Annotated in this window: 16 protein-coding genes; 9 read left to right on the forward strand and 7 right to left on the reverse strand. The window is 69.7% G+C overall.

Going from position 1 to position 21,753, the window contains the following annotated elements:
• Positions 1-41: 41 nt before the first annotated feature.
• Positions 42-500: a low molecular weight protein-tyrosine-phosphatase gene (locus ABD073_RS15315; protein ID WP_343876036.1), complete on the reverse strand. Its 459-nt coding sequence runs from the start codon at positions 498-500 to the stop codon at positions 42-44.
• Complete coding sequence (locus ABD073_RS15320) at positions 497-868, reverse strand: phage holin family protein (RefSeq protein ID WP_343876038.1); 372 nt, start codon at positions 866-868, stop codon at positions 497-499. Before ABD073_RS15320 ends, ABD073_RS15315 begins: the two co-directional genes overlap by 4 nt.
• 412 nt (positions 869-1,280) lie before the next feature.
• Between ABD073_RS15320 and argF the strand changes: the two genes are divergently transcribed.
• From argF to ABD073_RS15335, 3 genes are all read left to right on the forward strand, one after another.
• Positions 1,281-2,279, forward strand: coding sequence for an ornithine carbamoyltransferase (gene argF, locus ABD073_RS15325; RefSeq protein WP_343876040.1), 999 nt, complete (start codon positions 1,281-1,283; stop codon positions 2,277-2,279).
• 132 nt (positions 2,280-2,411) lie between these two features.
• Entirely contained in the window at positions 2,412-3,398 is a 987-nt protein-coding gene (locus ABD073_RS15330) for a hypothetical protein (protein ID WP_343876042.1), read from the forward strand.
• A gap of 24 nt (positions 3,399-3,422) precedes the next feature.
• Entirely contained in the window at positions 3,423-3,989 is a 567-nt protein-coding gene (locus ABD073_RS15335) for a mismatch-specific DNA-glycosylase (RefSeq protein ID WP_343876043.1), read from the forward strand.
• A 77-nt stretch (positions 3,990-4,066) separates the two neighbouring features.
• On the opposite strand, the gene ABD073_RS15340 is transcribed toward ABD073_RS15335, so the two are convergent.
• Entirely contained in the window at positions 4,067-4,792 is a 726-nt protein-coding gene (locus tag ABD073_RS15340; RefSeq protein WP_343876044.1) for an AIM24 family protein, read from the reverse strand.
• Between the two features lie 151 nt (positions 4,793-4,943).
• Here ABD073_RS15340 and ABD073_RS15345 point away from each other — a divergent pair, with 151 nt between their 5' ends.
• The gene (locus ABD073_RS15345) at positions 4,944-6,716 is read left to right on the forward strand and encodes a metallophosphoesterase family protein (protein WP_343876045.1); all 1,773 of its coding nucleotides are present in this window, start codon (positions 4,944-4,946) and stop codon (positions 6,714-6,716) included.
• A 90-nt stretch (positions 6,717-6,806) separates the two neighbouring features.
• Here the strand turns inward: ABD073_RS15345 and ABD073_RS15350 are convergent, their stop codons facing one another.
• Positions 6,807-7,991 (reverse strand): MalY/PatB family protein, encoded by a 1,185-nt coding sequence (locus ABD073_RS15350; protein WP_343876047.1) that lies wholly within the window; start codon positions 7,989-7,991, stop codon positions 6,807-6,809.
• Between the two features lie 192 nt (positions 7,992-8,183).
• On the opposite strand from ABD073_RS15350, the gene ABD073_RS15355 reads away from it, so the two are divergent.
• The gene (locus ABD073_RS15355; protein WP_343876048.1) at positions 8,184-9,584 is read left to right on the forward strand and encodes an MFS transporter; all 1,401 of its coding nucleotides are present in this window, start codon (positions 8,184-8,186) and stop codon (positions 9,582-9,584) included.
• Positions 9,585-9,767: 183 nt separating this feature from the next.
• Positions 9,768-11,159 carry an MFS transporter gene (locus tag ABD073_RS15360; protein ID WP_343876050.1) on the forward strand — a complete coding sequence of 464 codons (1,392 nt, stop codon included), beginning with the start codon at positions 9,768-9,770 and terminating at the stop codon, positions 11,157-11,159.
• Positions 11,160-11,401: 242 nt separating this feature from the next.
• On the opposite strand, the gene ABD073_RS15365 is transcribed toward ABD073_RS15360, so the two are convergent.
• The gene (locus ABD073_RS15365; protein WP_342090287.1) at positions 11,402-11,608 is read right to left on the reverse strand and encodes a cold-shock protein; all 207 of its coding nucleotides are present in this window, start codon (positions 11,606-11,608) and stop codon (positions 11,402-11,404) included.
• A gap of 289 nt (positions 11,609-11,897) precedes the next feature.
• Here ABD073_RS15365 and ABD073_RS15370 point away from each other — a divergent pair, with 289 nt between their 5' ends.
• Positions 11,898-13,388: a DUF2079 domain-containing protein gene (locus tag ABD073_RS15370; RefSeq protein WP_343876053.1), complete on the forward strand. Its 1,491-nt coding sequence runs from the start codon at positions 11,898-11,900 to the stop codon at positions 13,386-13,388.
• 19 nt (positions 13,389-13,407) lie between these two features.
• Entirely contained in the window at positions 13,408-16,671 is a 3,264-nt protein-coding gene (locus tag ABD073_RS15375) for a GH92 family glycosyl hydrolase (protein ID WP_343876054.1), read from the forward strand.
• Between the two features lie 3 nt (positions 16,672-16,674).
• Here the strand turns inward: ABD073_RS15375 and ABD073_RS15380 are convergent, their stop codons facing one another.
• Positions 16,675-17,370: a DUF3800 domain-containing protein gene (locus tag ABD073_RS15380; protein WP_343876055.1), complete on the reverse strand. Its 696-nt coding sequence runs from the start codon at positions 17,368-17,370 to the stop codon at positions 16,675-16,677.
• 96 nt (positions 17,371-17,466) lie between these two features.
• On the opposite strand from ABD073_RS15380, the gene ABD073_RS15385 reads away from it, so the two are divergent.
• Positions 17,467-18,717 (forward strand): arginine deiminase, encoded by a 1,251-nt coding sequence (locus ABD073_RS15385; RefSeq protein ID WP_343876057.1) that lies wholly within the window; start codon positions 17,467-17,469, stop codon positions 18,715-18,717.
• Between the two features lie 659 nt (positions 18,718-19,376).
• On the opposite strand, the gene ABD073_RS15390 is transcribed toward ABD073_RS15385, so the two are convergent.
• Positions 19,377-21,428 (reverse strand): bifunctional metallophosphatase/5'-nucleotidase, encoded by a 2,052-nt coding sequence (locus tag ABD073_RS15390; protein WP_343876059.1) that lies wholly within the window; start codon positions 21,426-21,428, stop codon positions 19,377-19,379.
• Positions 21,429-21,753 lie beyond the last annotated feature (325 nt).

Here is a 21,753-nt window from a genome sequence, read left to right on the forward strand (position 1 = left end):
CTGACTCGCGGACCCACCCGGGCCCTTGATCCCGGCCAGGATCAGCCGCGTCGCCGAATCTCCTCCATCAGGGCGGGCATGGCCCGCTCCACCGCGGCGAGCGTCTCGTGGAAGCCCTCCATGCCGCCGTACCAGGGGTCCGGCAGGCCCTCGCCGGGCTCGGCCTCGGGGTCGAAGTCGCTGATCAGGGCCAGGTGGTCGGCCTCCGGCACCAGACGACGCATCCGCTCCACGTGGTGCTGCTCGGCGGCGAGCACCAGGTCGGCCTCGCGGATCTCCTCGGCGCTCACCTGGTGGGCCCGGTGCTGCGAGGCGTCGTAGCCGGCCTCGGTGAGCACCCGCTGCGCGCGGCGGTCGATCGGGTTGCCCAGCTCCTCGGCGCTGACGCCGGCGGAGGTGAACGTCGCCTCGACGCCCTCCTGCTCGGCGACGCGACGGGCCACCCGCTCGGCCATCGGGGAGCGGCAGATGTTGCCGTGGCAGATGAACAGGACCTTCACCGCTCCTCCCCGCTCAGCAGGCCACCCACGAGTCCGCTCACCAGCGAGATGATCACCGAGCCCAGGATGGCGCTCAGCCAACCGTCCACGTGCCAGGCCAGGCCCACCTGCTGGCCCACCCAGCTGGTCAGCATCAGCATGCAGGCGTTGACGACCAGCAGGAAGAGGCCCAGCGTGAGCACGATGGCGGGGAAGGTCAGCACCTTGAGCAGCGGCTTCACCAGCACGTTCAGCAGCCCGAAGATGGTGGCCACCAGCAGGATCGCGAAGGCCTTGTGGCCCGGCGTCTCGGTCTCCAGGTAGATCCCCGGCAGCAGGATGGTGGCCACGGCCAGCGCCGCGGCGTTGGCCATGAGTCGAGTGAGCATGCCTCCAGCGTGCCATGCACACCGGAGGTGCAACAGGCGTCCCGCCAGGCCGCCGGGTGACGGGTGGGGCCGTGGAGGTGACGCTCGAGGAGGCGCTGCATCCGGCCCGCGTCGAGGTGCTGGGCAGCAGGTCCGGCTTCCCGGGGTCGTCCGCCGGTGCCCGTTGATCGCGTGCGCCTGCGCATCCCCGTCGGCCCCAGCCCGGCATGGAACTTCTCGTGCTCGGCCTCACCGCCTTCCTCCTCACCGCCTTCCTCCTCACGGTGCTGGTCGTCGCCACATCCCCGTGCCTTCGCGCGTCGTCGTGCGGCCGCGTGTGTGCCGGTTGGCCCGGCACGGGCGAGACGGGCTGCCCCGCGTAGCCCCGAGCTGGAAGAATGCTGGCCTCAGCCGACCCTGGAAGGACCCGACGATGAGCCTCACCGGCAGCCACTTCGTCAAGGAAGCCGACTTCACGCCCGAGCAGTGGCGCGAGCTGCTGGAGCTTGCCGCCCAGCTCAAGGCGGACAAGAAGGCCGGCCGCGAGCGCAAGCGCCTGGTGGGCCGCAACATCGCGCTGGTCTTCGAGAAGACCTCCACCCGCACCCGCTGCGCCTTCGAGGTGGCCGCCTTCGACCAGGGTGCCGGCACCACCTACCTGGACCCTGCCGGATCGCAGATCGGGCACAAGGAGTCCGTCGCCGACACCGCGCGGGTGCTGGGCCGGATGTTCGACGCCATCGAGTACCGCGGCTTCGAGACTGAGCGGGTGGAGACCCTGGCACGGCATGCCGGCGTGCCGGTCTGGAACGGCCTCACCAACGAGTGGCACCCCACCCAGATGCTGGCCGACCAGCTCACCATGACCGAGCACTGCGACAAGCCGCTGGACCAGGTGGTTCATGCCTATGTGGGCGATGCCCGTTACAACATGGGCAACTCCTGCCTGGTCTCGGGTGCGCTGATGGGCATGGACATTCGCATCGTCGCGCCCGCCGCCTACCAGCCCGAGCAGTGGGTGGTGGACATCGCCCAGGAGATCGCGGGCCGCACCGGCGCCCGGATCACCATCACCGAGGACGTCGCGGCCGGGGTCAAGGGCTGCGACTTCATCTCCACCGACGTCTGGGTCTCCATGGGTGAGCCGAAGGAGGTCTGGGCCGAGCGGATCGAGGCTCTCAAGGCCTACCAGGTGAACCAGGCCATGCTCGAGGCCACCGGCAACCCCGACGTGAAGTTCCTGCACTGCCTGCCGGCCTTCCACGACCGCGCCACCACCGTGGGCGAGGAGGTCTTCCAGGCCACCGGCATGGACGCCCTGGAGGTCACCGACGAGGTCTTCGAGGGCCCCGCCAGCGTGGTCTTCGACCAGGCCGAGAACCGGATGCACACCATCAAGGCGGTCATGGTGGCCACCCTGGGCGACGCCTGAGGCCTGCTTGGAGACAGTGTCACGGTTTGGTGGGCGAGTACGCCCACCAAAGTGTGACAATCCTGCATCTGGGTACGTGGAGGCGGTCAAGGGATCGCGGCTCGAGGGAGTTATCCACAGATTGCCTGGCTGATGCTTGGCAGCGCCTGCCCGCACATGCAGAGTGCGGCTGTGCACCACACCGTCGCGGTCCCCGATGAGCTGGTACGTCTTGCCCATGCCCAGGCAGGGGTCATCACCCGTGAGCAGGCCTGCCACTGGCTGAGCGTTGATGTGCTGCGACGGCTGCTGACCAAGGGCACGTGGGCGCGGCTGTCGTCTGGTGTCTACCTCACGCATGCCGGTGAGCCCTCCCGTGCTGCATGCCACTGGGCGGCGCTCCTCGCGGGTGGTCAGGGAGCCTGCCTGGCCCTGCACACCGCTGCCGAGCTGTGGGATCTCGAGGAGCCGAGCACCCCTCTGCAGGTGCACCTTCCCTACCCGGCGAGACGGGCTGCGGTACCCGGTGTGGAGTTCAGGTCCACCCGGCGTCCGATCCGCAGCACGGGCACGCTGGCCCGAACCACCCTCGCCAGCACCGTGCTCGACCTGTGCGAACACGAACCGGAGCGGGCACTGTCAGTGGTCACGAAGGCGGTCAACCGGGGTATTCCACCGGCTCGGCTGCGTCAGGAGCTGGCCCTCTACCGTCGCATGCCGGGCCGTCGGCTGCTGGATGACCTCCTGGAGGATGTGCAGGACGGGGCTGTCAGTCCGCTGGAACTGCGCTACCTGCGCGACGTGGAACGCGCGCACGGGCTTCCTCGTGGGCAGCGGCAGCATGTTCGGCGGGGAAGGATCCGCGACGTGAAGTATGGAGCGCTGCTGGTGGAGCTGGACGGGCGGCTGGGGCACACCGGCGAGGGTGCCTTCCGGGACATGTACCGGGACAACGAGCACCTGCTGGGTGGCGAGTTCACGCTGCGCTTCGGATGGTGGGACTGTGAGCACCGCCCCTGCGAGACAGCCTGGGTGGTGCACCGTGGACTGCTCATGGTGGGTGAGCGTTCCGAGGCCCATGGCTGCCGTCGGTGCAGCAATGTCACAGATTGGTGGGGGAGTACGCCCACCAAACTGTGACATTGTTCCCGGCAGGATGGGGGCATGGGATTCACCAAGGAGCAGCTGCAGGCCTTCGCGGGGTCGGAGGTGCCGGACCTGCTGCCCGAGCCGCTGTGGATGCTGGTGGTGGGGATCAACCCGTCGCTGTGGACGGCGGCCACCGGGGCCCACTTCGCGCGGCCGGGCAACCGTTACTACCCGGCGCTGGCAAGGGCCGGGATCATCTCCCATCCCTTCGACGCCGCGGACGGCTACCAGCCCGACGACCTCGCGGAGCTGCACCGGCTGGGGATCGGCAACACCAACTTGGTCGCGCGGGCCACGGTGCGCGCCGACGAGCTGCACCTCGACGAACTGCGTGCCGGTGCCCGACGGCTGGATGCTCTGGTGGCCGAGCGCCGGCCCGCCGTGGTGGCCGTGCTCGGGGTCACCGCCTACCGACAGGCCTTCGCGCGGCCCCGGGCGACGCTGGGGGAGCAGCCCGAACCGCTGGCCGGGGCGCGACTGTTCGTGCTGCCCAACCCGTCGGGGCTGAACGCCCACGAGACCATCGACTCGCTCGCCGCCAGCTATGCGGAGGCGGCCCGGGCGGCCGGGATCCTCGCCTGAGGGCGGCACGGAGGGCGCGGAAACTGCGGGCATCCAGTCCTCAGAGCTCCCGCGCCCGTGACTGTCGGGCTGGGGACTCAGCCGAACAGGTCCCCGAGGGCCCGAGCAGCGCCGCCGCCACCGCCGTCGCCGGGGGTGGCCACCACGTTCTCGCAGGGCTGCACCACCACGTGACCCTGGCCGCCGAAGGCCATCTGCAGCATCTCGCCGGTGCCGCCGCGCACCATCGACTTCAGGCCGCCGGTGTCCAGCTTCACGTCCATCCGCACGCCGCTGGTCCACATCACCACGGCCTGGGCGTCGGCGAAGGTGGGGGCCTGGGAGACGTCGAGGGCCACCGGCTCGCCCTTGGTGGTGATTGCCACGAAGCCGGTGCCGCGCAGCGAGACGTTGAACAGGCCGCCGGTCATGGCAGCGCCCCGGGCCTGGATCCGGTGGATGTCCCACTCGATCGACTGGCTGAAGGCCAGCACGTTGCCGCCGTTCACGCTGATCGAGTCGTTCTCCATGTAGATCACCTGCACGTCGGCGGCCTCGTCGGCCAGGAAGAGTTCGCCGTTGCCGGTGCACTCCATCAGCGGCACGCCCTCGCCGGTGACCGCCTGCTTCATGAACTTGCCCAGACCCCCCGAGCCACGGTTCGCGAAGGCGATCTGTCCCTGGTAGGCAACCATCGAGCCGCTGCGCGCCCAGATCGGCCCGAAGGCCATGTTCACCTTCAGCAGCTTCTTGTTCTGCAGGGCGAACTGGTACTCCGACTCCTTCTCGCGGAAGTCGTTGAACAGGGGTCCGTGAAGCGGCATGGCATCCTCCGGGTCGATCGGGCGTCATCGGTCGTCGATGCGCCCAACCCTAGACAGCCAGGGGCTCTGCGGCGAGAGTGTTCAGCACCCGTTCAACCACCCGACCCGCCTCGGTCACCGCGGCGGCCTTGGATCGCAGCAGGAGGTGCGCATGACCACCGCACGACGCGTCGACGAACCGGCCGGGCAGCAGCTCGCCACCGGCAGCCTGCGCCTGCTCAGCGATCCCTTCCTGATGGTGCCCCGACGCCGCACCTGCACCGTGGTCTGGTTCACCGAGCGGCCCTGCGCCACCAACCTGGTGCTGCTGGGGCGCGGCGTGCACCGGCTCAGCGAGGCGGATCTTCCCGCGCTGGCGGCCGGACAGGCCTTCGACGGGCTGCAGGTCTTCCGCGCCTCGACGGCGGTGACCAGTCGGATGGGCGAGGATGCGGCCTCGCAGGTGCCCGAGCCACCCGCAGGGCCCAGCGCACGACCGGCGCATCGCCATGAGGCCCGGGTGGGACCCTTGCGCCGCGGCCGTCGCACCCCCTATCGCGTTCTCTCGGGCGACGGCGGCGAGGTGGTGATGTCGGCGGTCTACACGCTGGCGCCGGCGCCATCGCGCCGTGACCCGGTGCGCCTGATGCTCACCAGCGACCACCAGGACAAGCCCAATGTGGCCCGCAACATCCAGCTGGCCGCGCAGGTGCTGGGACCGCTCGACGCGGTGCTGGCGGTGGGAGACCTGGCCGACGTGCCCGACCGCACCAGCGAGTGGTTCGACTCCGGCTCCGGCAGCGCGTTCTTCGCGGTGATGCAGGGCCACGGTGACCGCCCCGACACCGCGGGTCGGGTGGCCCACGGCGCGGCCATCCTGCAGCACGTGCCGATCTGGCCCGTCATCGGCAACCACGAGGTGATGGGCCGGGTCGACGGCGTGGGTGACCTGCAGGCCGCCACCCTGTCCCACGTGCCGCGCGAGGTGGCCGCGGCAGAGTACGACCGGCTGCATCCCACCGTCGACGGGCCGGAACGGGAGGCCTGGATCGAGCGCAACTCCTTCTCCACCCGCAGCTACGAGGAGGTCTTCTCCTCCTTGCCCACCACCGGCGGCGACGGGGTACGGCGCTATGCGGTGAGCATCGGTGAGGTGCGGCTGATCACCCTGTTCGTCACGCGCGCCTGGCGCGGACCGCAGGCCCAGGCCGATCCCTCGCAGCGCACCGTCAACTCGCGTCACCAGGACGCGGCCGACACCCTCACCGACCCGCTGCGCCGCTCCCACGGCGAGTTCTGGTTCGACGACATCCGCGCCGGGTCGGAGCAGTACCGCTGGCTGGAGGCCGAGCTGCGCTCACCGGCCCGACGCCGCTGCCGCTGGACCGTGGTGCAGCTGCACGAGGGCCCGCACGGCCTGGGCGAGAACATGGTGCCGCCCTATGTGGAGCCGGTGACCGTCGAGGAGCGCGATGCGGATGGCGAGCTGGTGGGCATCCGCTACGAGTACCCCATCGAGCGCGACGCCCTGGTGCACGAGCTGGCGCCGTTGCTGGAGGAGCACGGGGTGGACCTGGTGCTGAACGGCCACTCGCACCTGTGGAACCGCTTCCGTCGGGGTCGGACCCACTACCTGGAGGCGTCGAACACCGGGAACTCCTACGGTGCCCACCATCCCGCCTCGGGCCTGGCCCGTCCGGCACCGGGGGCGCCGTGGCCGGCCAAGGACCACGTCGCCATGGGGGATCCCGGCGGCCTGGAGCCGGTGCTGCCCAGCGAGGGTGGCCTTGCGCCGGGCCAGCCCTTCGTCGCCAGCAATGACCATGTGGTGGTGCAGTGCCTGGACAGTGGCCGTGGCACGGTCAGCTCGTGGGTCGCGGACGTGCGTGACCCCGCGACGCCGCCCCGGCTGCTGGACGAGTTCCGGCTGGGCAGCGTCGACTGACACCGCGTCGACCCTGTGGAGCCGCAGCCACGGGGACGCGAGGGAGCCGGCACGGCTGCCGGCCCAGGAAGCCGGCAGCCGTGCGTCGGCTCAGAGGCTGGCCAGCGCGGTGCGGATCCGCTCCAGCCCGTCCTCCAGCAGCTCGGTGGTGGTGGCCAGGTTCATCCGCGCGAAGCCCTGGCCCACGGGCCCGAAGGCGGGCCCGGAGTTCAGTGCCACCTTGCCCTGCTCGCGCAGGAAGTCGGCCGGGTCGCCGGGGATGCCGGCCTCGCGGAAGTCGATCCAGGCCAGGTAGGTGGCCTCGGCCGCGGTGTAGGTCACCCCGTCGAGGCCCTCGGTGAAGGCCTTGAGCCGGGCGGTGTTGCTCGCGATGTGCTCGCGCACCTGGTCGAGCCACTCGTCGCCCTGGGTGTAGGCCGCGATGTTCGCCTCGACGCCCAGCGTGGTGGCGCCGTAGAGGTGGTCCTCGTGCACATTGCCGCGGAAGTGGTCGTGCGCCTCCTGGCTGTGCAGGGTGACGGTGGCGCAGGGCAGGCCCGGCATGGAGAAGGACTTCGAGGCGCTGGTCACCGTGATGCAGTGCGCGGCGGCGGCCTCGCTGACGTTGGAATAGGCGACGTGCTCGACGCCCGGCAGGGTGAGCGGGGCGTGGATCTCGTCGCTGAGCACCCAGCCACCGTGCCGCTCGACGATCTCGGCGATGCCGGCCAGCTCCTCGCGGCTGAAGACCTTGCCCACCGGGTTGTACGGCTGGCACAGGATCATGCTGCGGGCCCCGTTGGCGAAGGCCTTCTCGATGCCCTCCAGGTCGAGGCTCCAGCGGCTGGCGACGTCGGTGGCGCCGCGGTCCTCCAGCAGCGGCACGTCCACCACGGGCCGGCCGATCATGCCGGGGATCTCCAGGAAGTGCATGTAGGCGGGCGTGGTCACCACGACGCCGGCGCCGGGCTCGGTGATCGCGTCCAGCGCCCACTCGATGCCGGAGAGCACGTGGGGCACGACGGTGGTCCACTCGGGGTTGACCTGCATCCCCAGGCGACGGGCAGCGAAGTCGGCGAAGGCCTCGGGAACGCGCTGGTCGACGTGGGCATAGCCGAAGCCGTCGCGCTCGACGGTGCGTCGCACCGCCTCCAGCACCGCCGGCGCCATGGGGTAGTCCATCTCCGCCACCCACATCGGCAGGACGTCGGCACCGAAGCGGTTCCACTTCATGCTGCCGCGAGCTCGCAGGGCGTCGGGGGACAGGGACTCGAGATCAACCATGTCCTCGATCATGCCGCATCCATCCACTGCCGCCCGCCGGTGTTCGCAGGCTGCCCGGCTGTGCCTTCCAAGCGGTCAGGCGCGGCCAACTTCCGGCAAGTGCAGGCCGCGGCGTCGACCCCGCCCGCACGCTGGAAGCACTACCCGATGTCGTAATGACCGGGCCTCACCACTGGGCAACGGCGCACAGCGAAAGGCTTTTCCATGACCCTCAGCCATCCCGACGGGAACCCGTCGATCACCCAGCTCCCGGACCAGGAGGACCTGGTGGCGGTCAGCCCCACCACCGGTGCCGCCTATGTCCCGGTGGACGAGGAGGCCCAGGAGGACCGCGACTTCGTCCAGCCTCCCGGCCGCGGCAAGGCGGTCTTCGCCCTGGGCACCAGCCAGGCCATCGACAACTCCGAGGGTGGCATCTCCAAGACCTTCTTCCCCCAGATCATGGTGGCCTTCGGCGTCGGCAACGCCGGGCTCGGCCTGATCAATGCGCTCAGCATGTACGCCCGGATGATCTTCGGCCCGGTCTGGGCGATGGCCGCCGACCGCTTCGGCCGCAAGAAGATCCTGTTCATCGTCACCGGCCTGTGGGGCCTGTGGACCGTCGCGACCGGTTTCGCGCAGACCTGGAACCAGCTGCTGGTGCTCTACGGCATCTCACTGGTGGGCACGGTCGCCTCGGAGCCCATCGTCAACGGCCTGCTCGGCTCGCTGTACCGCAAGTCGGAGCGGGGCAAGGCCTTCGGCGCCATCCGCGGCACCTCCTCGCTGCTGGGCATGGCCCTCACCCCGGCGATCGGCCAGCTGGGCGACAACCCGAACGGCTGGCGCTACGCGATGATGGTGATGGGCGTGCTGTCCATCGTCTCCGGCCTGCTGATCCTGGCCTTCGTCAAGGAGCCGGAGAAGGCCGAGCGCATCAGCGACGACCCGGATGCGGGCATGTTCAAGCTCTCCGACGCGGCCAAGCTCTTCAAGATCCCCACCATCACGGCCACCGCCTTCATGCTCCCGCTGATCACCTCCATGGTCCTGTTCGGTTTCATGGGCAAGTACTGGGCCGTCGAGCTGGGATACGGCGTGAAGAATGCCGCCTACCTCTACACGATCTTCCAGGCCGGCTCGATGCTCTCGGCCTTCCTGGGTGGCTTCCTGGCCGACTTCTTCGTCCGCAAGATGGGCCACAAGGGACGCGTCGCCCTCTTCCAGCTCTATGCACTCACCTTCGCGGCCATGACCTTCCTGGCCTTCCAGGTGAGCTGGGGACGCGGCATCTACTACGTGGTGGTCTTCCTGCTGGGCCTGATCTTCTCGATCGGCTTCTCCGGCTGCGTGCTGCCGATGGTCTCCAGCGTCTGCCCCAAGCAGCTCTCGGCCACCAGCTTCGCGGTGCTCTTCAGCCTGATCCAGGGCTTCCTGACCGCGACGATCTCGATCTTCGTGGGCCACATCGCCGACGACATCGGCCTGCAGAAGACGCTCTTCTGGTTCGTCACCATCCCCTACGCCCTGAACGCCGTCTACTGGTTCATCTTCTACCGGATCTACCCCCGTGATGTCGCCCGTCAGGCCGAGCGCACCCGCCTGATCGAGCAGGGCAAGTTCTGAGCCAGATCCTGCGACGACCACCCACTGTCCATCGCCCCGGGCCGCGCCTCACCGCGGCCCGGGGCGATGCTCGTCCCGATTCGCACAGCGACTGGCAAAGCAATAGTTGGCAACCCGGATCAGGCTGCTGGTGCGGACCCCAGAGTTGACCCAGCCGCAACGACGCGACGCGAAAGGTCAACGATGACGCACCAACTTCCGGAGAATCCCTCCATCACCCAGGTCCCCGGCCAGGAGGACCTGGTGGCCGTCCCCGCCAGCCCGGGCGGCGTGTCCTATGTGCCGGTCGACGAGGAGGCCGACTTCGTCCGGCCCCAGGGCCGCACCATGGCGGCCGTCTCGCTGGCCACCGCGCAGTCCATCGACAACACCGAGGGCGGCGTCTCCAAGGTCTTCTTCCCCCAGATCATGACCGCCTTCGAGGTGGGCAACAGCGCACTGGGCCTGCTGAACTCGCTGGGCAACTTCGCCCGGATGCTCTTCGGCCCGGCCTGGGCGATCGCCGCCGACCGCTTCGGACGCAAGAAGATCCTGTTCATCGTCACCGGCCTGTGGGGCCTGTGGACCCTGGCCACCGGTTTCGCGCAGACCTGGAACCAGCTGCTGGTGCTCTACGGCATCTCACTGGTGGGCACCGTCGCCTCCGAGCCGATCATGAACGGCCTGCTGGGCTCGCTCTACGCGAAGAGCGAGCGGGGCAAGGCCTTCGGCACGGTGCGCGGCGTCTCCTCCTTCATCGGCATGGCCCTCACCCCGGCGCTGGGCCAGTTCGGCGACAATCCCGACGGCTGGCGCTATGCCATGTTCGCGATGGGCGCCCTGTCGATCATCTCGGGCATCCTGATCCTGATCTTCGTCAAGGAGCCGGAGCGCGGCACCGAGCGGATCGCCGACGACCCCGATGCCGGCTTCTTCAAGTGGTCCGATGCCGCCAAGCTGTTCAAGATCCCGACGCTGGTGGGCATGGCCGTGATGCTCCCGCTGATCACCTCGCTGGTGATGTTCGGCTTCCAGGCCAAGTTCTGGGCCAAGGACCTGGGCTTCGGCGTCAAGAATGCCTCCTACCTGTACACGATCATGCAGCTGGGCATGCTCTGCTCGGCCTTCCTCGGCGGCTTCCTGGGCGACCTGTTCCAGCGCAAGTTCGGCGACAAGGGCCGCATCCTGCTCTTCCAGATCTACGCCCTGTGCTTCGCGGCCATGACCTTCATCGCCTTCCAGGTGAAGTTCAGCTACCACGCCTACTACGTCGTGGCCTTCTGCCTGGGCCTGGTCTTCTCGATCGGCTTCTCCGGCTGCGTGCTGCCGATGGTCTCCTCGGTGACTCCCAAGCAGCTCTCGGCCACCGGCTTCGCGGTGCTCTTCAGCCTGGTGCAGGGCTTCCTCACGGCGGTCTACTCGCTGGCCACCGGCTGGATGGCCGACCAGTTCGGTCTGCAGCGGGCGCTGCTCTACTTCGTCACCATCCCCTACATCCTCAACGCGGTGCTCTGGTTCATGTTCTACAAGATCTACCCCCGCGACGTGGCGCTGCAGAAGGAGCGCACCCACCTGATCGAGCAGGGACGCTTCTGAGTCACGTGACGACCGACCCACCACGACGGCCCCACCGGATTTCCGGTGGGGCCGTCGGCTTTCGTCGCGCAGGGCAGATGAATTTTATGGTTCAAGCAAATACGGGCCGGAACTTCGCTCACATTCCCACCGTTGCGGGTGGGGTGGAATGAGTTCGGTTCTGCAGTGGTCTGAGAAATTCGTCGGGAAAAAGACAACCGCCCACCCGGCCGAAGCCGGATGGGCGGTTGTGGAAGCTGGTGTCAGCCGATGACGCGGATGTCGGCAGCCTGGGCGCCCTTGGGGCCCTGGACAACCTCGAACTCGACGCGGTCGTTCTCGTTGAGGGTCTTGAAGCCCGAGCCCTGGATGGCGCTGAAGTGTGCGAACACGTCGGCGGAGCCGTCCTCGGGAGCGATGAAGCCGAAGCCCTTTTCAGCGTTGAACCACTTGACGATGCCGGTAGTCATAATTACTCCTGTTTTCTGGGTGCTGACCGGATCGACTGTCGAACCGGCCGTAGCTGTGTGAAACCTTGAACCGTCCAGAAAACAGCCTTGGCCTGGGGCCGAAAACCGTTCGTCGTGCGGGTACTGGTACTTCAACAACTGGCTTCAACACTACACGGGACCGGGCAGAAGGCCTAATGACCCGCCAAAACCCTCAGGGAGCGGGGAAGACATTTTTCCTGCCTCGCTGACAGGTCTGGGCCACCAGGACGTCCCATGTCGCGGCCGGGCCGCCCCTAGACTGGCCGCCATGAGCCATCCCGCCCCCCGTCGTGCCGGCGGCCGGCTCTCCCGGATCCCCGCCGTGGCGTGGTTCAGCCTGGCGGTCTTCGGGCTCTATGCCTTCTACTCGCTGACCCGCTACCCGCAGTTCCTGTCGGCCGGTTACGACCTGGGCATCTTCGACCAGGCGGTGCGCCGCTACTCCCACTTCGAGTCGCCGCTGGTGCCGCTCAAGGGTGACCACTACAACCTGCTCGGCGACCACTTCCACCCGATCCTGGCCGTGCTGGCACCGCTCTACTGGATCTGGGACGACCCCCGCACCCTGGTGATCGCGCAGGCCGCCCTGGTGGCCTCGTCGATCCCCGTGGTGGCGAGCTTCCTGGCGCGCCACCTGGGCCGCGGCCGGATCTTCTGGGCGCTGCTGGTGGGCTATGCGCTGAGCTGGCCGCTGCAACGCCTGGTGGACTTCGACTTCCACGAGATCTGTTTCGCCATCCCGCTGCTGGCCATCGCCCTCGATGCCCTGGACCGACGCAGCGACCGCACCTTCGTCCTCGCCTCGCTGGTGCTCCTGCTGGTGCGTGAGGACATGGGCATGGTGCTGGCCATGCTCGGCGTGGTGAGGATGCTGCAGCGTCCCGCGCCCGGGCAGGGGCGGCGCCGGGGACTGCTGCTGGGTGGCGCGCTGGTGGCCCTCGGCACCGTGGTCTTCTTCCTGGTGATCAAGGTGGTGCTGCCGCACTTCGCCTCCAGCGGCCAGTTCGCCTACTGGACCTATGACGCGCTGGGCCCCGATGCCGCCAGCTCGGTGAAGTTCATCCTGCTGCACCCGCTGCGCACCGCCGAGATCTTCTTCACTCCGTGGGTCAAGACCCGCACCCTGCTCTACCTGCTGGTGCCACTGGCCCTGCTGCCGCTGCGCTCGCCGCTGGTGCTGGTCACCCTGCCGCTGCTGGCGCAGCGCTTCCTGAGCTCGCGCACCCACCTGTGGACCACGGAGTTCCACTACTCCGGCCCGATCTTCGTGATCCTGCTCTTCGCCACCGTCGACGCCCTGGAGCGGTTCCCGCGCAACTGGCGCCGGCCGCTGGCCCGCTCCGTCGCCGTCCTGCTGCTGCTCACCCCGGTCTTCGACCTGGCCGTGAACGGCCGCAACTTCCCCTTCATCCGGCTCGCCTGGTCGTCCTGGCAGACCAAGCCGATCATGCGCCACCAGCAGGCCGTGCTGGCCCACATCCCGGCGCACACCTGTCTCGAGGTGGACGACCGGCTGGCGGCCCACCTGACCCGCAGCAACCGGGTCACGCTGCCCACCCTCACCTCGCGGCAGAGCGACTTCGTCGTGCTGGACATGAGCCAGAAGGAGGTGGGCTACCCGTTGCCCGCCCCGCAGGTGGTGCAGGACCGGATCGTCGCGCGCGGCTACATGCCGGTGGCCCAGGAGGGGCCCATCACCGTCTGGCGTCGCCCCGGCTACGCTGGGCCCACCCCGGGGTGCGGCCCTGACGCACCCTGAGCACGAGGCTGGAGGAACAATGCCCGAGACCACCGCAGGAACGGGACCGGTGCTGACCAGCTCACCCGGACCCACCCGCCCGATGGCCTCGATGGCGCTCGTCGGGCTGCGCCACGGGCCGGTCTGGCGCTACCGCCAGCAGGCCTCCGGCGGCAGCACCCGGATCGCCGACGGCTTCACGGTGGAGCCGGGCACGGTCTACGAGCTGGCCTTCTTCCCCGACCTGGAGCACGACTCCACCAGCAACGACTCGCCCGAGCCCAACTTCGACGGCTGCCACGTCACCGTCGAACTGGTCACCGACGACGGGGTGGTGCACCTCAAGGACCAGCACGAGCACCTGGTGCGCTGGGGCGAGGAGCGCGGCTGCCTGGTGGCCGACAACTGGAACCTGCTGCAGCTCGACCTGGAACCGCTGGTGGGGCGGCAGGTGCACGAGGTGCGCCTGGCCAGTGCCTCCGGCCGCACCGGCTCCGGCTGGTTGCAGGCCTACGGGCCCGCACCCCGACCCGTCGAGCAGGCCGACGTGGTGGACCGGGTGCGCACCACCCGCGGCACCCACTCCGCCTTCCTCTACTCTCGCGGCAATGCGCTGCCGCTCACCTGCGTGCCGCAGGGCTTCAACTTCCTGGTGCCGCTCACCGAGGGCCGCGACCGCAACTGGCTCTACGGCTGGCACCGCGACGGTGGCCCCAGCCCCCGGCTGCAGGCGCTGGCCTTCTGCCACCAGCCCAGCCCCTGGATCGCCGACCGCTCCGCCTTCCAGGTGATGCCCTGGCAGGGGAGGATGACCGTCTCGCCCACCCGGCGCTCGCGCGGCTTCAGCCATGACGACGAGATCGACCGGCCCCACTACTACCGGGTTGACCTGGAGGGCGGGATCCGGGCCGAGATGACGCCCACCTCGCGGGCCGCCATCTTCAAGTTCAACTTCTCCGAGCCCGGCCGCCACGGCGTCGTGCTGGACCAGCCCTTCCTGGGCTCGATGCACTGCGAGCAGCTCGACGACGGCCGCGTCGCCTTCCATGCCGCCGTCGCCCCGGCCGAGGGCTGGGTGGTGGGCCTGCACCGGCCCAGCCCGCCCGCCTATGTCTACGGCGAGACCTCGGTGCCCGCCACGATCCACCGCGCCCGCGAGCGTCGCAGCCCGCTGGAGGGGCTGGTCATCAACGGCAAGCGGCTGCACAAGAGCTGGTTCGGCAAGCTCACCGTCCCGCTGCCCCGGCCGCAGGCCGCCATCCTGGAGACCGAGGCGGACGTGGTCGAGGTGCGGGCCGCGATGAGCTTCCTGGGCGTCGAGCAGGCCCGCCGCAACCTGGAGATGGAGGTGGGCTCCGACGTCTTCGACGACGTGGCGGGACGCGCCCAGTCCGCCTGGCGCGAGCTGCTGGGGCGCCTGGAGATCGACGGCGGCACCCTGGACCAACGGGTCAGCGCCTGGAGCAACCTGGCCACCCTGTTCTGCTGGCCCAACGAGCACCACGAGAACATCGGCACGCCCGAGGAGCCGCACTGGGCCTATGCCTCGCCCTTCCGGCCCGCCTCGCTGCATGGACCGCGGCGCACCGGCTGCGAGCGGGTGGACGGCGAGCTCTACGTCAACAACGGCTACTGGGACACCTTCCGCACCGCCTGGCCGCTGTACTCGCTGCTGGTGCCGGAGAAGGCACCGCAGCTGCTGCGCGGCATCCTGCAGCAGTACCGCGACGGCGGCTGGATGGCCCGCTGGTCGGCGCCCGGCTACGTCGACTGCATGCCGGGCACCAGCTCCGACGTGGTCTTCGCCGACGCCTCGCTGCACGGCACCCTCTCGGCCGCCGACGAGCTGGAGGCCTACGACTCGGCGCTGCGCAATGCCAGCGTCCCCTCGGACTCCGCGCTCACCGGACGCAAGGGCATCGGTCACGGCCGCTTCGTCGGCTGGATCGACACCGACACCGAGGAGGGTCTGGCCTGGACCATGGACAATGCCTGCGGCGACGCGGCGCTCTCGCTGTGGTCGGGACGGCTCGCCGCCCGCGCCCGCTCGCTGCTGGGGGAGCGCCCGGGCCTGCTGCAGGGCCAGGAGCAGCAGCTGGTGGACCGGCTGGCCGAGTTCGAGGCCAACGAGGCCTGGTTCGCCAACCGTGGCCTGGTGCACCAGCAGATGTTCGACCCGCGGGTGGGCTTCTACCTGGGCCGGCGTCCCGACGGGCGTTTCCGCGTCGAGCCTGCCGACTTCGACCCGCGCCACTGGGGCCACGACTACACCGAGACCAATGCCTGGGGTCAGGCCTTCCACGCCCCGCACGACGGCGCCGCCCAGGCCCGCCAGTTCGGCGGCGAGGCGGCCCTGGGCCGCAAGCTCGACGAGATGCTGGCCACCCCGGCCACCACCCGTCCCTCGATGTGGGGCAGCTACAGCTACAACACCCAGGAGATGAACGAGGCGCAGGCTGACGGCATCGGGCAGCTGGCGATCAGCAACCAGCCCGCCCACCACATCCCCTTCATGTACCTGTTCGCCGGGCAGCCCCACAAGACGCAGTGGCTCACCCGCGAGCTGCTGGACAAGAAGTTCGTGGGTTCCGAGATCGGCCAGGGCTATCCCGGCGACGAGGACAACGGCGAGATGAGCGGCTACTGGCTGCTGCTGGCCATGGGACTGTTCCCGCTCTACGTCGGCGGGGGAGAGCTGGCGATCACCGCGCCGCTGTTCGCGAAGCTTGCCTGGAATCGGGCCGACGGCAGCCGGCTGGAGATCCGAGCCACCGGCATCGAGCACCGCTACATCCAGTCGCTGCGGGTCAACGGCGAGCGTTGGAATGCGGTGACCATCCCCACCGAGATGTTGCGCGGCGACGCCCTGCTGGAGTTCGAGCTGGGCCCCGAGCCGTCCAGCTGGGGCGCCGGCACCCGGCCGTGGAGCGCCTCCACCGCCAGTGGCGAGCCGCGCAGCTGGCAGCGTGACCGCACCGGTGAGGCCACCCTCGACGGGCACGCGAGCCTGATGGACGACCGTGGCCGCACCGTCACCCGGCTGGCCGCCCGTGACGTGGTGACGCTCACCTGGGACGAGCCCTTCGTGCCCAGCCACCTGACACTCACCGGCCCCGGCCTCGAGGCCCCGGCGCTGCGCGTCGAGGTGCGTCGCGCCGGCCAGTGGCAGGACGCCGGCATCAGGCCGCGCGCCTCCCGTTGGGCCGACCAGACCCAGGCCCACCTGCTGGGCCCCGAGCCGATCGACGGGGTGCGCCTGCTGGCCACCGGCGCCTGCCGGCTCTCCCAGGTGGAGGTCTACTGAGGCTCAGACCTCCACCGGCGCGGCCATGGCCGGGGCCAAGGAGGGATACCAGTCCCAGGCGAAGCGCTTGTGCGGCAGCCGGGCCAGGTGCTGGTAGCCGGCATAGGCCACCAGGTCTGCCACCTGCACCCACTGGCTGCGCGCCGACTGCTGGAAGCACGGGTCCTCGATCAGGGCCCGACGTCGCACCGGCAGACCGCGGTGGGCCTGGACATAGGACTGGTCGCTCCCGTCGCCGTCCATCACCAGGATCCCCCACTCGCCGGCGGCCTCCAGTCGGGCGTCGAGCAGGGACACCAGCTCCCGGTAGACCCGGCCGCGCTCCCGGGCGAAGGCGTCGCGGGTGAGCCGGCTGCGCGAGTAGACGGTGCCCCCACGCAGCCAGGACCAGCCGGCGAAGCAGGCGAAGGTCTCGTCCATCACCTGCTGGCGCAGCGGCTTGCATCGGTTCCACTCGTCGCCCAGTAGCGACGGGTTGCCGCGACCGTTGGCGAACTCCACGGCGTGCAGCTCGCGCTGCTTCGGGATGGCGTGCGCCTCGTCCAGGGCGTCGCGCCAGTCGAGCACCTGGCACAGTGCCGGCCGCCACTGCTCCAGGGTCAGCTCGATCCATGAATAGGTGGCGATCCCGCTGCGCTCGGCGCCAGAGTCGTCGACGTAGAACAGCCGTGTGGGGCGCGCGTCGACGGGTGCATCCATGGCTCCATCCCACCCCAGGGGTCTGACACTTTGGCCGATCCTGCGGGTAGGTTCGGCACCACCGGCTGGTCAGGCCGGCCTCGACGAGGAGGACTTGTGGACTACCAGGTGGACTCCGAGGTGGGAGCCCTGCAACAGGTCATCGTGCACCGTCCCGGCGCAGAGATGACCCGGCTCACCCCCGGCAACATGGACCAGCTGCTCTTCGACGACCTGCTCTGGCTGGAGCAGGCGCAGGCCGAGCACGACGCCTTCGTCGAGACGCTGCGCTGCGGCGGAGCCGAGGTGCTGCAGCTGTCCGAGCTGCTCGCCGAGACCATGGAGGTGCCGCAGGCCCGCGAGGCGGTGATCACCCGCGCCCTCGGTGAGCACCACTTCGGGCCGCAAGGCGCCGAGGTGCTGCAGCACATGGCCCAGCAGATGACGCCGCAGGAGCTGGCCCAGCTGCTGGTGGCGGGCATCACCCGACGTGAGCTGCTGGACCGCGTGGACGAGCCGGTCTCGCTGGACGTGATGTCGCGGGGGCTCGACGACTTCGTGCTCGACCCGCTGCCCAACCACCTGTTCACCCGTGACACCTCCTGCTGGGTCGGCGACCGGGTGCAGGTGAACGCCATGGCCATGCCTGCCCGTCGCCGCGAGGCGCTGAACTACGAGGCCATCTACCGCTGGCACCCACGCTTCGCCGGAGTGGGGCGCTGGGGCGGGGTCTGGCACGACGAGGTGGAGGCCCTGGACCACGGCGCCCTGCCCGACGAGCGCGGCGCGCTGGAAGGTGGCGACGTGCTGGTGGCCGGCAACGGTGCGGTGCTGGTGGGCCTGTCGGAGCGCACCGTGGCGATGGGCGCCGAGCGCCTGGCGAGACGGCTCTTCGCAGCCGGAGCGGCCACCTGCCTGGTGGCCGTGCACATGCCGCGCGAGCGTGCCCAGATGCACCTGGACACCGTGATGACCATGGTCGACGAGCACTCCTTCATCCGCTACGCCGGCTTCGGCGACCGCACCACCTGGGTGCTGCGCCCCGACGGCGACCAGGTCTCGATCACCCGCAACGATCCCGAGGACTTCCCGGCTGTGCTGGCCGAGGCGCTCGGGGTGGACCGGGTGCGGCTGCTCACCCCGCCGCACGACCCGCTGGTGGCGCAGCGCGAGCAGTGGAACGACGCCTGCAATGTGCTGGCCCTGGCACCCGGCGTCGTGGTGGGCTACCAGCGCAATGTGCTCACCCGTCGCTTCCTGGCCGAGAACGGCATCGAGGTGGTCGACGTGCCCGGCGACGAGCTGGGCCGCGGCCGGGGCGGCCCTCGCTGCATGAGCTGCCCCACGCGTCGAGCCCCGCTGGGTTGACCGCGCCCTCGTGCTCCGGTCGCGCCGCCGGCTCCGGCGTGCCATCACGGCCGTTGGTGCCATGTCGCCCCTGCTGCGACGGGGGTGATGCGGCTGCAACGGGGGTGATGCGGCTCTCCGGGCCGTGATCGGGGAAGGAGTCCGGCCAGCCATCGTGGAAGGAGTCCGGCCAGCCATCGTGGACGACGGGGTGATCCGGCGGCGCGAATGAGGCCCGGGCATCAGTGTCACAGTTTGGTGGGGGACTACGGCCACCAAACTGTGACATTCATTGTCCATGGTCTGCCGGCCGGGCCCGGGCCGGACCGGGTGGGGCGACCATTGACCAGAATCCGCCAGGATCTGCAGGCTTGGCAGGTTCCACTGCGCCTTCGGGCGCGAATCGTGGCGGATTCTGGTTGATGCTGCTGGATGCCCGACGCCGGCGCGGCATCACGGCCGTTGGTGCCACGTCGCCCCTGCTGCAACGGGGGTGATGCGGCTGCAACGGGGGTGATGCGGCTGCAAACGGGGGTGATGCGGCTCTCCGGGCCGTGATCGGGGAAGGAGTCCGGCCAGCCATCGTGGCGGTTTCAGGTCGATCCTCGGACGGACGCGGACAGGACGGTGCCCCGGGACCAGGAGGTCCCGGGGCACCGCAGGTCGTCAGGCAGTGACCGTCAGGCGATGGTCACCGGGATGCTGACGGTGGTGCCCGTCGGGGCGGCCTTCATCACCAGCACGGCGGCGCCCTTCGGGGTTCCTGCGGGGACGGTGATCGTGATGGTGGCCTGGCCATTGGTCACGGCCGCGGTGCCCACCTCCACGTCACCGATGGTGGCCACCAGCTGGGTGTTGGCGGGAGCAGCGGTGGACTTCATGTCCAGGGTGTCCAGCTGCACCGCGCCCTGCGGGGCGCCCACGGTCAGGGTGGTGGCCTGACCGGCGGTCAGGGTGGTGGGCATCGGGCTGACGCTCACGGCCTGGCGGGCGAAGTCGGGCTGGACGGTGCCCTTGGTGGTCAGCCAGTCCACCCAGGCGGCCAGGTCGCTGGCGCCGGTGTCGCGGGTGTTGCTGCCCTGGGCCAGCACGCGGAAGTTGTCGCCGCCGGTGACCAGGAAGTTGCCCGAGCCCACGGTGTAGGTGGCGGCGGGATCGATCGGCTTGCCGTTGATGCTGATCGAGGTGATCCGGTCACCGGCGGGACGGGACTCGTCGTAGGTGTAGGTGACATTGGAGCTCAGGCCCAGCTGCAGGTAGGCGCGCGAGGGCGTGGTGCCGTCGGCATTGGTCTGCCACTGCTGCTCGAGCATGGTCTTCACCTGGGCGCCGCTGATCTGGGTGGTCATCAGGGTGTTGGCGAAGGGCAGCACGGCGGCCGCGGTGGCATAGCTGATCTCGCCCTGCGGCAGGTCGGCGCGGGTGCCGCCGGGGTTCTGCACGCCGATGAAGTTGGGATCGCCGTTGCTCAGGGTGTCGTAGAACATCTGCGCCACCATGTCGCTCATGGTGCTCTCGGTGGCGCGGTTGTCCAGGCTGCCGTTGGCGTTCAGGCCGCGGGTGATCGGGGCGGTGGAGGTGGCGATCACGCGGCTGCCGATGATCTTGGCCTGGGCCAGGGTGTCGGTGACGATCTTCTGCACCTCGGCGACGCGCGGGTAGGCGGCCACCAGGGCGGGAACCTCGCTGCTGGGCTTCACGGCCAGGTTGGTGGCGGTGTAGGAGCAGATGGTGCCGGCGTGCCCGGGCTTGGTGGCCCCCTTGCCCTTGCCCTTGTTCTTGCCGGGCTTGTAGGGCTGGGAGGTGTCGACGGTGAGCTGCACCTGGCCGACGAAGGCGCCGTAGGAGCCGGTCTGCACCACCGGGCGGGTGCGGTCGGTGCCGGCGATCGGGGCGTCCCAGACGTAGTTCTGGTGGGTGTGGGCGGTGAAGATGGCGTCCACCTCGGGCGAGGTGTTGGTGACGATGTTGGAGAAGACCTTGCTGGCCAGCGCCTCGTCGAGGGTCTTCGGGGTGCTGACCGCGGCGCCCTCGTGGTAGCTGGCCACCACCACGTCGGCCTCACCGTTGGCGAGGTTGCCGTCGCTGAGCTCGGCGGTGACGCGGTTCACGGCGGCCACCGGGTCGCCGACGGTCACGTTCTTGAAGACCTCGGTGCCCACCAGGCTGGGCAGGTCGTCGGTGACGGCGCCCACGACGGCGACGGTGAGGCCGTCCTTCTCGAAGGTGGCGTACTCCGGCATGGCCGGGGTGGCGGTTCCGGCCTTGTAGAGGTTGGCGGCCAGGTAGGGGAAGTCGGAGCGCTCGGTGAGCCGGCCCACCAGGTCGCTCCAGCCGCGGTCCAGCTCGTGGTTGCCGACGGTGGAGGAGTCCACGTCCATCGCATTGAGGATGTCGATGGTGGGGTTGTCATCCTGCACGGCGGAGGGGAAGAGCGAAGCGCCCACGTTGTCCCCGGAGGAGATCAGCAGAGTCTTGTCCTCGCCGGCGGCCTGCCGGGCGGCCTCGACGGTGCCGAAGAAGGCGACGGTGTCGGGGGAGGACGGCGCGATGCGGCCGTGGAAGTCGTTGAAGCCCAGCAGGTTCAGCGTGGTGGTGCTGGTCTCGCAGACCACGGGGGCCTTGGGCTTCGGGGCGGGCTTGCCGGCGTGGGCGCCGGTGCTTCCGGTGGCGACGATGGCGACGGCGATGGTGCCGGCGGCGGCGATGCGCGCCAGGCCAGACGTGAACATGGGGACTCCTCGGTTCAGCACGGTGGGGGCACGCCCCGGCTGCGGACGGGTGTCCGTGGGACGCGACAGGCCAAACGTTTCCTGACAGCAGCCTGATCAGGCAAGGGCTGGCGGCAGGTTTTCCACAACGTTCACCCGACCGTGACCCGCGCGGAGAGCTGCCTCTGGCACGCTTTCCCACCAGGTCTGGGATCCGGCCTGCCGACGGCCGGACTAGGGTGGCCGGTATGGAAAACATCGGCCGTGAGGAGCTCGACCTGATCTCCCGACTGCTGGGACGCCGCTCGTGAGCGAGGCCTCGCCGATCGACGGCCACACCGACCAC

Source organism: Luteococcus peritonei (assembly GCF_039526385.1).
Lineage (GTDB): Bacteria > Actinomycetota > Actinomycetes > Propionibacteriales > Propionibacteriaceae > Luteococcus > Luteococcus peritonei.

Bases quoted from the DNA above. Each gene is read 5' to 3' on its own strand.
- ABD073_RS15320 (WP_343876038.1), bottom strand. From the start codon at position 868: ATGCTCACTCGACTCATGGCCAACGCCGCGGCGCTGGCCGTGGCCACC.
- argF (WP_343876040.1), top strand. From the start codon at position 1,281: ATGAGCCTCACCGGCAGCCACTTCGTCAAGGAAGCCGACTTCACGCCC.
- ABD073_RS15330 (WP_343876042.1), top strand. From the start codon at position 2,412: ATGCTTGGCAGCGCCTGCCCGCACATGCAGAGTGCGGCTGTGCACCAC.
- ABD073_RS15335 (WP_343876043.1), top strand. From the start codon at position 3,423: ATGGGATTCACCAAGGAGCAGCTGCAGGCCTTCGCGGGGTCGGAGGTG.
- ABD073_RS15340 (WP_343876044.1), bottom strand. From the start codon at position 4,792: ATGCCGCTTCACGGACCCCTGTTCAACGACTTCCGCGAGAAGGAGTCG.
- ABD073_RS15345 (WP_343876045.1), top strand. From the start codon at position 4,944: ATGACCACCGCACGACGCGTCGACGAACCGGCCGGGCAGCAGCTCGCC.
- ABD073_RS15350 (WP_343876047.1), bottom strand. From the start codon at position 7,991: ATGATCGAGGACATGGTTGATCTCGAGTCCCTGTCCCCCGACGCCCTG.
- ABD073_RS15355 (WP_343876048.1), top strand. From the start codon at position 8,184: ATGACCCTCAGCCATCCCGACGGGAACCCGTCGATCACCCAGCTCCCG.
- ABD073_RS15360 (WP_343876050.1), top strand. From the start codon at position 9,768: ATGACGCACCAACTTCCGGAGAATCCCTCCATCACCCAGGTCCCCGGC.
- ABD073_RS15365 (WP_342090287.1), bottom strand. From the start codon at position 11,608: ATGACTACCGGCATCGTCAAGTGGTTCAACGCTGAAAAGGGCTTCGGC.
- ABD073_RS15370 (WP_343876053.1), top strand. From the start codon at position 11,898: ATGAGCCATCCCGCCCCCCGTCGTGCCGGCGGCCGGCTCTCCCGGATC.
- ABD073_RS15375 (WP_343876054.1), top strand. From the start codon at position 13,408: ATGCCCGAGACCACCGCAGGAACGGGACCGGTGCTGACCAGCTCACCC.
- ABD073_RS15380 (WP_343876055.1), bottom strand. From the start codon at position 17,370: ATGGATGCACCCGTCGACGCGCGCCCCACACGGCTGTTCTACGTCGAC.
- ABD073_RS15390 (WP_343876059.1), bottom strand. From the start codon at position 21,428: ATGTTCACGTCTGGCCTGGCGCGCATCGCCGCCGCCGGCACCATCGCC.